The sequence below is a fragment of the Streptomyces albospinus genome, from assembly GCF_014648695.1.
GTDB classification, from domain to species: Bacteria; Actinomycetota; Actinomycetes; order Streptomycetales; family Streptomycetaceae; genus Streptomyces; species Streptomyces albospinus.
In genome coordinates this window covers 1-11,090 of the sequence record NZ_BMRP01000034.1, presented here as the reverse complement: position 1 = coordinate 11,090, position 11,090 = coordinate 1, and the positions used below count along the sequence as shown (strand labels likewise).

At 29.3% G+C, this 11,090-nt stretch carries 8 protein-coding genes and 1 pseudogene; all 9 read right to left on the bottom strand.

Annotation, left to right across the window (positions count from 1 at the left end; genetic code table 11):
- Nucleotides 1-332 precede the first annotated feature (332 nt).
- Nucleotides 333-1,601: a proton-conducting transporter transmembrane domain-containing protein gene (locus IEZ17_RS45750; RefSeq protein ID WP_189306093.1), complete on the bottom strand. Its 1,269-nt coding sequence runs from the start codon at nt 1,599-1,601 to the stop codon at nt 333-335.
- Nucleotides 1,602-1,862: 261 nt separating this feature from the next.
- On the bottom strand, nt 1,863-2,126 hold the full coding sequence (locus tag IEZ17_RS45745) for an LAGLIDADG family homing endonuclease (RefSeq protein WP_189306091.1): 264 nt from the start codon (nt 2,124-2,126) through the stop codon (nt 1,863-1,865).
- A gap of 619 nt (nt 2,127-2,745) precedes the next feature.
- Entirely contained in the window at nt 2,746-3,069 is a 324-nt protein-coding gene (locus IEZ17_RS45740) for a proton-conducting transporter transmembrane domain-containing protein (RefSeq protein WP_189306089.1), read from the bottom strand.
- Nucleotides 3,070-3,460: 391 nt separating this feature from the next.
- Nucleotides 3,461-4,624 carry an LAGLIDADG endonuclease gene (locus IEZ17_RS45735; protein WP_189306087.1) on the bottom strand — a complete coding sequence of 388 codons (1,164 nt, stop codon included), beginning with the start codon at nt 4,622-4,624 and terminating at the stop codon, nt 3,461-3,463.
- On the bottom strand, nt 4,624-4,890 hold the full coding sequence (gene nuoK / locus IEZ17_RS45730; RefSeq protein WP_189306085.1) for an NADH-quinone oxidoreductase subunit NuoK: 267 nt from the start codon (nt 4,888-4,890) through the stop codon (nt 4,624-4,626). Before nuoK ends, IEZ17_RS45735 begins: the two co-directional genes overlap by 1 nt.
- A gap of 1,502 nt (nt 4,891-6,392) precedes the next feature.
- On the bottom strand, nt 6,393-6,614 hold the full coding sequence (locus tag IEZ17_RS45725; protein WP_189306083.1) for an ATP synthase subunit C family protein: 222 nt from the start codon (nt 6,612-6,614) through the stop codon (nt 6,393-6,395).
- Nucleotides 6,615-7,217: 603 nt separating this feature from the next.
- Nucleotides 7,218-7,382 (bottom strand): annotated as a pseudogene (locus IEZ17_RS45720) (cytochrome c oxidase subunit 3); the annotation flags it as partial.
- 301 nt (nt 7,383-7,683) lie between these two features.
- Nucleotides 7,684-9,006 carry an LAGLIDADG family homing endonuclease gene (locus tag IEZ17_RS45715; protein WP_189306078.1) on the bottom strand — a complete coding sequence of 441 codons (1,323 nt, stop codon included), beginning with the start codon at nt 9,004-9,006 and terminating at the stop codon, nt 7,684-7,686.
- Nucleotides 9,007-10,030: 1,024 nt separating this feature from the next.
- Nucleotides 10,031-10,759 carry a cytochrome c oxidase subunit 3 gene (locus IEZ17_RS45710; protein ID WP_189306076.1) on the bottom strand — a complete coding sequence of 243 codons (729 nt, stop codon included), beginning with the start codon at nt 10,757-10,759 and terminating at the stop codon, nt 10,031-10,033.
- Nucleotides 10,760-11,090: the final 331 nt, after the last annotated feature.

Here is an 11,090-nt window from a genome sequence, read left to right as displayed (position 1 = left end):
CTATAGGGGTATTAAAAAGCAGATTAAATTTATTTAAATTTATATAATATATAGTTTACTGTAATAAGTGAATAACATGTTCTAAAATAGAGTTTATATTATCACTAATTTTTAGGTTAAAAAATTATTGCTATTATTTTTTACCCTAACCTTACAAATCGCCTATTGTTATTCTATTTTTACGAAAGAATAATATTATTATAAATAATATTATTTGTCTAGTTATTATTATAATTATATTATTATAGTCATAATATACAATATGTTGGTCGGGTAATAAAGTCCTCTTATTTATTAACAGAAGGAGGATTTTATTCCGTCCCGGCCCGGAATTAAAAAGCGGTTAAAGCAAAGATATATAAAATAAATAGTTGACTATATTGTGCTGCTTTAATTGATTCACCTTGAGGGTCAATAGGTGCAAAAAATACTAAAGAAATGAAACTGATTAGTCCTAATAAAATATAAAGGGCATAGTTAGTTATGATTCCTGTATCTAGTTTACTAATTAAACCACTTACAGATGATAAACCGGTTACAACACCATAAGGTCCAATTAATTCAATAGCTCCTCTATCAAGTTGTTTATTGAAAACATATCCTAAAGATAAACCTTTAAGAACAATAAATTTATTGACAATAAGCTCCAGCCAATATCTTTGATTAAAGAAGGCGTAAATAGAACTACCTGTTTTTGTTTTTGTAATTGAAACCAATAAACTTGGTGCTAGCTGATAAATAGCTAATACAGTTAATCCCACTAAAACAGATGCAACTACTGGTAATAATTTTAAAATAGTTGGAACTGCAAATTCAGCTTCTACAGATATAATATGATTAGGGTGTACAAAAAGACTATGTGCTAAAGAAGATGATCCTAATCCCACAAAAAAATCTCTAGCGTAATATCCAAATATAATACTCATAATAGCTAATATTATTAATGGAATTGCCATAGTTAATGGGCCTTCATGAGAATGTTCATAGTTAATTTTAGCACCATTTGGAGCTGATAAAAATGTTAAAAATAGTAACCGAATAGAGTATGTCATTGTAAATATAGCACTAATCACAGCTAACCAATAAACTACCTGTCCACTAAATTCAAATTGACCAAAAGCTAGTTCAATAATTAAATCTTTAGAATAGAATCCAGTTAAAAATGGCATAGCTGCTAATGATAAACTACCTATAAGCATCATTGCATAACTGAATGGTAATAATTTTACTAACCCACCTAATCGTCTCATATCTTGTTCATCGGCCATTGCATGTATAATTGATCCTGCACCTAAAAATAATAATGCTTTAAAGAAAGCATGGTTTACTAAATGGAATAATGCTACATTATATTGACTTAATCCTACTGCTATAAATAACATTCCTAATTGAGAACAAGTAGAATAAGCAATAACTTTTTTTAAGTCGTTTTGAAATAAACCAATTGTTCCGGCAAATAATGTAGTTATTGCTCCTATCCATAAAGCTAATAATAATACAGTTGGACTATATTCTAATAAGGGTGATGATCTCATTAATAAATAAACTCCAGCTGTTACCATTGTGGCTGCATGAATTAAAGCAGATACTGGTGTTGGCATTTTACTTTTTTTTATTGAAACTATTTGAGTTAAACTTAAACAACTTATGTAATAGTTTCTTGGACTTTATCTTATTTCTATTATTATTTTTAGCCTTAATAGAAATTTTCACGTAAAGTCTCTGAGGATCCCTAGGTTTTTTAGACAAAAAAAAAAGGTTTCCTGCTGATTGATCATTTAGCCGTATCTAGCCAATGATTGTTCCAGCATACAGTGAAATTTAAGGAGGGCCCTTTATTGTTAAACATTTTTTTTTTTAGTTTAAACCTTTTCTTCTGATAAATTCAATTTGTATAACATTTCAGGAATAAAATATGGTACTACTAATTCTATTAGTCTATTTAAACTTTTACTGCTGAATCCTATTCTGTAATAGGACTGCCCCTGTTTATTTCGCCGTATTCTTATTCTAGCAAAAAGATTAAATTTATTCTTTAGAACTTGGATTAATTTCTCTACTTCTTCTTTAGTAAAGTTATCTGTAGATAAATATACGGTTCCTTCTGAAAAATATCCATCAGCCATTATCTGGTCTTATTTAGAAAAGATGATTTATATTATAATATAATATAAATTATATTAACTTATTATTTGTATATATATAATATATAAATAATAATAGATATAAATAATACAAGTAGTTTTAATAAAATATATATTTTATTAAAAGCAGCATTGAGCCAAACCTATTGGTTTTAGTGTTGTAAATATATTATCTGGTAATATATTTACAAACCGGTCACTGTTATTAACATAAACAGACTTATACCAAATATTATGTAACTCAGTTAAAAACGGCAATCGGCGACTTGCAAACCAATATTGTGTTACCGTTTTATTCGGATAAAATAAAATATTAGGCCAAGGAGTTGGCTCTTTTGTTGTACTGTACATATTGATGAATAAACATTAAACTTTAAATGACGCAAATAGGCAAGATTTGAAATTGCAAAAGTAAATTCTAACCTTCCGTTAGTTCCTGGCCATTTTATATAGTTACCTCTATTTATACTTCCGTCTCCTAGCATATCACCTACTATGGCATCTAATACTTTTTGACTTTTGATTTTACAGATTCCCTGTAAAATAGGTAACTTCTGTTTATTCAAACTCGAAGACGATCTAATAGATTTGAATCTATTTTCTATACACAGTAAAAAATTTGTTTTCGTTTACCCTCCATAGCTTGTGGCAACCAAACATGTAATCCAATTTGAGCTGATTTAGCCATAGCTCCAATCAGGAAACAAATACCTATAATTGTAACGGTATTTTCATTTAAATAAGGAGCTATAGAAAATACTATAGCATAATCAATATTACCTAAAGCAAAAATTAGGGCAAATAGGCCAATTGTTAAAAACATATCTCCTACTCTATTAAATAATAAAGCTGAAATAGCTGATTTATTTGCTTGAACTCTTGTAAACCAAAAACTTACTAGTAAATAAGAAGAAATTCCTACCAAATCTTAGAAATAAACAAACCATTAGCTAAATAAAAGGACAAGCAGCCAAAAGGACTTCTTTGTCTCTTTGAACTAACAGTTGGTTTTATTTATATTTATTTCCCTGTACCTTTTATAACCTATCAGGATTTACATAAGGCCTTGGATTCTCTGTACTGTAAAAAAAGCAGAGAACAGATTCTGACTGTGCATTAAGCACCATTTCAGGCACCCATTATTGAACCAGTCGATCGCGATCAAAAATATAACCGACGATCTTGAAACTAAAACCTGTTTCTTTGATCGTTTTCAATAACATCGCAAAAATCTTCCTTCCTTTAAGGAAAGTTGTTTATTTTTTATTTTAATTACTAAACAATATTTCTGATTTTCACTATAATTAAACTTAACTTTAATATTGTCCTAATTTATATAACATTGATGGTAACATATATGGTTTTACAAGACTAGAAAAGGTTACCATTGATTTACTAGGAATATAAATAGTATATCCTTTGTTAATCGCTCCTCTATGATATAGAGCTTCCAAATTATATTTTTCTTTTAAAATAACAATAATCGATTTTAATTCAGAAAGTTCATAACCATTCATAGCTATTTTAGCTCCTTTTCCTAGTTTAGAACCGTCATCCATAAACCAAATTGCTAATGCAAAAGGAGTAAGATATTCTTTAATCTCTAAAGGAATAATCTTATCGCCATTTTCTTTGTAAAACATTTCTCGAATCCAGTTAAAACTAGTAAAAGTATAACTGTTTATTCGATAATGATAAAATATTTGTCCATGTTCTTTAATTCTTTTGGCAAGAACAGGTTTTTCTTTTCTACAATATCCTCTGGAAGACAAATACAAATGAAACCACATTAAATATTCAATGTTTTTATTAGATTGCTCAAAAATAACTCTAGTTCCTATTCCTTTAACTCTTTTTTCTAAATGGCTATCACCTAATGTAGATCCAACTATTAAAGAAATGATATCTATATTATGTGGACCTATACGTTTGTCTGACTTAATTTTTGATTTATTAGTAAAATTAGCAGATGAAAGAGTTATGGGCAAAACCATAAGAGATGTTTGATCAATAATATTTAAATCTAAATTTAACCATTTAAGGCATAGATGGATACCTTCCCAACCTATAAACATAACTAAATAATTATCTCCAGTTACAAGAATTAACATGAAAAAGGTAAACATACTTAAATAACTGAAAAATCTTTGTTGATGTGGATCTTCACTCATATATCCTATGGAATATACATGTACCAGAGCTGATACAATTAAAACTGGGATTAACATAGACACGGTTAAAGCATCAAAATTAAATCCCCAATCTATTGTTAATGATTCCGAGTCAATCCAACTAAATAGTTTAATTGATACCGGACTAATGGTTAAACCAACTTCATAAAATGCTATTAAGGCTAATAAACAAGTTATTATAACGGATCCGCAAGTTATAAGTTGCGCTCCTGTTACTCCTAATTTTCTTCCTAGTAATCCCGCACTTATAGCACTTAATAATGGTAAAGTTATTATAGCTAGATACATTATGATTGAATTGCTATTGTTCCTCTTAATCGGTAGTATGCTACTAATATTCCTAATCCAATAGCTGATTCGGCTCCTGCTATTACTATTATATATATAGCATAGGTTTGCCCTAATATATCATCAAAGCTAAATGAGCTTACTAAAATCATAAAGGTTACTGCTAATAACATTATTTCAATTGACATAAGCATTAAAATGATATTTTTCTTGTTTAAAACAAATCCTAATATTCCTATTAAAAATAATATTAATGATAAATTCATAATTAGTTTTATTCTTTTTTCCTCTATATTTAAACTGAGATTTGCCTTTTTTTTTTCGCTGCTTCTGCCCTATTTTCGGCAAAAGATTATTTTCTCTTATAGAATATTATTTAAAGGGGTCGGGATTGTAATATGGGCACTTTGTTTAGATGCCCTTTTCTACTACGTCCTATTTCATAGTAAACTGCAGTTTTTTCCTCCCTTTTTCGTTATTATTTGTAGCTTTAAGCTTACTACGCTTAGTTAGTCTAGTTGTCTATAATATAATTACTATATCATATTATATTAATAACCATTTGGCTGGGCTGTAATATGCTTTGTCGTGCTTTGTCATGCTTTGCCGTCCGTAGAATTAAAACCGATTAGCTGCATTAAGCCAAACTTGTTGTTTATATATATTATAGATAAATAAATGGGGTAATAATAAAGGTAAATCTAATTAACCGAGGGGCAAGATTTCATCTGCTCCTGTCGACTAATAGGATGATTTTTGGAATATTTTAGAAATGATCTTATTATTTTGTTTTATTTATATATATTGATAGTAGATAATAATCTGCTAGAAGGCAAATTGATTAGTCTAGTATCCTATAAAATATATTTTACCGTACTGCTAATCCTTAGTGCTTTCTTAGCGATAGGATTAGCACAGGGCCAGAATCGAAGAATAATTTTGCAGCGCAGCAACTTGATTATTATTAAACCAAGAGCAAATTAATTTTCGACTAAACTCCGAATAATAATAAGAATGCCATCATTAAACAGAATAGCGTTATTATGCATTGAATTAAAAGTGACTCTTAGAAGGTTTCTAACCCTTTAGATATAATGCATAAGTTGGACTTTATCTTTTACTAAAACTTGTTTGATCTAAAAAAAATTATAAAGAATAATTATTATATTAAAGGGGTCGGGATTGTAATTCCGGCACTTTATTTAGACGCCCCTTTCTACTATAACTATTCAAAAGCATAAAAAAATCTAAGTTAAAGTAATTCCTCGTAAAGTCTCTGAAGATCCCTTTTAAGTTATTTTACTTATCTGGTTTCTTGCTGATTGCTTTTTTTTTTTGTCTTTTTCTTTACTTTAGCACGAAAATAACCTTTTCTTAATCTTTGGGATGTGCTAAAAGAGCAGAACACTAAGCAAATAGTTTATTATTCTAATAAAAAAAAAGCAGCAAAAAGAGTGGATTATAATATAACAATATTATGACCTTAAAATGAAAAACTAGTTTAGGATCTTTCTTTTAAATTATATTATCAATAAGCCCACTTTTAAGTTCCCTTTTAAAACTAAAAAAAAAAAGGTTCCAGCATACAGAGGAATTTGATAATTAACAAGTTTTTTATAGCTAATAGCAAATGTATTTTATATTTGGGTCTTACTGCTGATTTAAGACTAAATGAAATCCTCGTCTTTTTGACCCTACTGCATCGAGAAAGAATATAATTATTTTTGCTGCGCACAGATTGAGTAGGTTGTGGACTTAATATAATATGCTATATAACTGTAATTAACTTTTTAATTATAGGCCTATTTTGACCTGTAGCTTCGGCTAAGGCGAATCCTAGAATAGCGTATGAAAATAATTGCCCTCTAAGTGCAGGGTTTCTTGATGTAGCTGTAATTAAGTTACCGAAAACTAATCCAATTCCTACTCCAGCTCCTGCTAATCCAATTGTAGCTAATCCTGATCCTATAATTTTTGCTGCTGCTAACATGTTAATTTTTAATTTTTTTTTCTGAAGTAATACCCCAGTTCCTTTACTAAATTTGTAGATAATTATATTCAGTTGTTATAATTACTCCCTTTTATTTTTAATCATAATTATTTAAATAGAAACGTTTTTTTTTTTGCAGGTTGGTTTTCTGTAACAAAAAGGGGTATTTTAAGTCTAAAAAGAGAGCACGAGCAGCACGCGCAGCACGCGCAGCACGCGCAGCACGCGCAGCACGCGCAGCACGCGCAGCACGCGCAGCACGCGCAGCACGCGCAGCTAAAAGAGAGGGTGACTTCCAAAAGATTCCGATTCCGATTCCGATTCCGATTCCGATTCCGATTCCGATTCCGATTCCGATTCCTCTGGCAATAAGGCTTAAATTTACTAAGATAATATCTGTATAATGTATTTCGTCTCTACATAAAAGCATAATTTTTTTACCCTACTGCAGGTTTTAAAAGCCCTTTTATCCTACACTACACTACAATATATAATAATAATATTACTATTAATAGTAGTACTACGATTATTGAAGAGCTGTCGCATTCCTAGCACTCATTTTTTTTTTATTTTTTTTATTTTATTTTATTTTTTTGCAAGGTTTTAAGATCCCCACCAATATACTGCACAATATAAGAAAAGCCAAACTACATCTACAAAATGCCAGTATAAAATACTTGATTCAAATCCAACATGATGATGATCAGTTAATTGGTAAGCTAGAATTCTCCAAAACATAGTTGCAATAAATATTGTACCGATAATAACATGTACAAATTTGTTATCGTAACCTTTTTAATTTCGTTACTTCTTTTCCTCACGAAAAAGTTCAGACTATGTCATCAATTTAAACAGGCTTGTTTAAATTGCAGGGCACTCTTGTCGGGATTATTGTAAATATAGTACTCACCCATTAGTCGTTGAACGTTCCTATATTCCATTAATTAAAATTTAATAGTTATATTTAATATAGGCTTCGCTGCAAATTGTCTTTAATTTTTTTTTGCTCATTTTTTTCTAATTAAAGAGTTTCTTGCAATTCACCCTGTTTTTTCAATTTTTTACTAAATTATTTTGCCTTAAATTTTTGATCACTAATTTTTTTATTTGTAATTACATTAACTCTAACTCCATCTACTATCTTATATGGAGCAGCTAGATTAAATACTAAATCAATCTCCTCGCATAAAATAGGATTAATTATTTTTTCTAATTTTGAACTAGATAATCTATAATTATTCATTCCTGATTTTAATCTCATTATTAACATTCTCCCTTTATCTGTAAGATGATAACCGAAATAGTTTAGTTTAACTATTATCATCCAGTCAATATAGTCTAATTTCTTTTTTGATAAAAAATCATTTGGCTTAAATTTAAAGCATATAATATTATATAAAAAAGAAATATTAGCAATATCTAAAACAACCGTTGGGTTTTCATTGAACCCTCGAGCAATAGATCTTTTTTTATTCTCTATTAAAGAACCAGTTCCCATCTTTTCTTTAATTGCTTTAATAAGTTCCATTTCTTTAATATGATTTTCAAATTTTAGCCTTGGTCTTAAATTTGACGTAGAAAAACTTGCATCTCCTTCAATAAATCCTAATAACCAACTATCTGTTATATTAATATTACAAGGTAATTCTATCTGAGATTTAATTTCGTTGTAATAAGAAATTAATAATGGTTTATTCTTAATTAAGAGATGAGCTTTTAAACTAAATAAATCTACAGCTTTTGCCAAAATTAAAAATTGACTAAATTTAGAGCTTTTAAGTTTATTTTCATTAAAAAAGGGGACTATAATATTTTGCAGTGAAGTTATGTCATTAACAAAATAGTTACATCTGTTTTTTGATATTGATATTTTTCCGCAATTTAGATATGTTTGGATAGTTTTTAAGACATTTAAATCGTCAATGTGTAATCCTATTTGGAATGTAAGGCTAGCGTTAGAATAAGAACTTATTTGATTAGTTTTGGCATCAATTTGTTTTTTTCTAAGAGTTATATTAAAGTTACCTTCGGCATCTGTAAATCCAGATAACCATTCTTTGATATTAATTTTGGCGATAGGGTCCGCCGAACTCTTATTTGTTTTAGTAAATAAATTGGGGCATATGTTATACCCATGGAAACCAGTAGCAAAATAAAATGTCGATCCAAAAGCTCCATCACTAATAGTAAATGGTGCAGTATAATATTCAAATCCTTGTAAACTTGTAAAAATAAGAGCTAAGATTATTGTAATAATAAGTCCATTTATTGTCCCTTTTCTGTTACCTTGAATTAATGAATGATGAGCATATGTTACTGTTGCCAAATTTTGAGTAAAAACAATAGCCTTTTTGAGACTAACCTTTTTGCGCTGCAGCACAGTGCACTGCACTGCGCTATTTTTACCGCTGTAACCTTCAAAAAAATTTTATGGTTCCTATCAAGCTTAGGTTGATCTTTGAAACCTTTTTTGAGATCCTTGCTTAGATGTGCTCTTCATCTAAAAAACTCCGACTATACATTAAGCAGCATTTCAGCCACCCACAAGTGAACCAGTCTGTAGCGACTTATCAATAAGCCGACGGTCTTAAACTAAAGGCAGTTCTTTAACCGTTTACACTCGTGTTGCTCATACAGTTAATTTTACAGGCTTTGCTTACAAAATTAATTGTATTTTAACGTTAACCTTTTTTTAAACATTTTTGACTGATCATTGCATGTCTGATTAACGGAACTATGGGATTTAATTAAATAACTAAAGAGAAAAAATAAACCTATTTTATATTGCATTGTCTCATGAATAAAAGGTTTGACTATTTTTTTGACCCTACTGCTTTTTTTTATTTATCCATTCAAGACTATTGAACATAGATATTATATTGTAACGGTACTGTTCCTGATATTTTATGTAACGTTGTATCAAGATCAAATTTTGCAATATTTGTCTTTTAATATTTCTTGCATAAATTTACATTCAGTAAGTAAAAAATTGTGAGTACAAAATCTTATAGCCCTATTTTTAGTCTTCGGCTGAGTCGAGCTCAGTCTTGACGAAGGCTTAAGAGTTCCACATAGTAATCTGGTCTTATTTAGAAAATATGATTTATATTATAATATAATATAAATTATATTAACTTATTATTTGTATATATATAATATATAAATAATAATAGATATAAATAATACAAGTAGTTTTAATAAAATATATATTTATATAAAAGCAGCAAATAGCCCAAGATTCAGCTTATAAATATTCTTTTATAAATGAGGGGAGAACTTTTCGCCCATTTACATAAAAAGCAGAATGAATCAAGTTAGACTTGAATAAGTAAAAGTTAGAAATCTATAGAAATAGTACAATTCACCTTTAGAATAAAGTCGAGTTTGTATTAAAGGTAGTTCTTTTTTACAGTATCCTAATTCAAATAATCTTTTAAAGCGAAGCCTGCCATAATAAATATTCTCCATGTCCATGTTTTTTTACTTAGATAAAAGCTAAATCTTGAACCATTACCATCTTTCTCCATATGTCCATCAGCGAGTAAAGATCCAATTAAGACAGATAATAAGTCAATATTATGAGGACCTATTCGTTTTACAGATTGAACTCGAGCTAGACTAAAGGAATTAGTAATAACAGATAACCTAATATTATTAAACTTAGTTAATTTTAATTTTGGCCATTTTAGGCAAAATTTACCTGATGATAATAATAATACAGTATTTAATAAAGGTAGTTCAAAAGCATTAATTGCCTCGATTCCTTTGGCCGGCCAGTGTCCTCCTAATTCTACTGTTGGAGCTAATGAACTATGAAAGAATGCCCAAAAAATTGATAGAAAAAAGAATACTTCACTAACAATAAATAAAGCTACTCCTATAGTTAAACCTTTTTGTACTGCGAATGTATGACTTCCTTGGTAAGTCGCTTCCGCGATTATATCTCTAAACCAAAAGATCATGCTTCCAATTACAGAAAATAATCCTATTGCTGCTAAATATCCACCAAAAGCATAGCCATGCATTGTCATAACTCCAGAAACTGTTAATGTTAATAAAGCAAACGAAGTAACTAATGGCCAAGGTGATGGTTCTACTAAATGGAAAGGATGAGCTTGAAATTGTGCTCTTACTAAATTAGTCATGGTTGTTATTATATTAATAATAAAAAAAAAATAAAATTTATTCTTTTTTTTTTTTTTTATTGCGATCGGCGCAATAAGCATCTTGTGATTAATGCTCCCTTTTTTTGACCCTACTGCATTTTACTTTACTGCATTTTGTTTTTGACCCTACTGCTTTTTTTTTTTGTTATAATAACGGTATCTTTTTGCAGCAAGCAAGCCTGCACATTAAGCTTAAATAAGTGTTCCTAAAATAATCTGGGCCCTGTACTAAAAGGGTTATTAACTTTTTTAACTCTTAAGCCTTCGTCAAGACTGAGCTCGACTCAGCCGAAGACTAAAAATAGGGCTA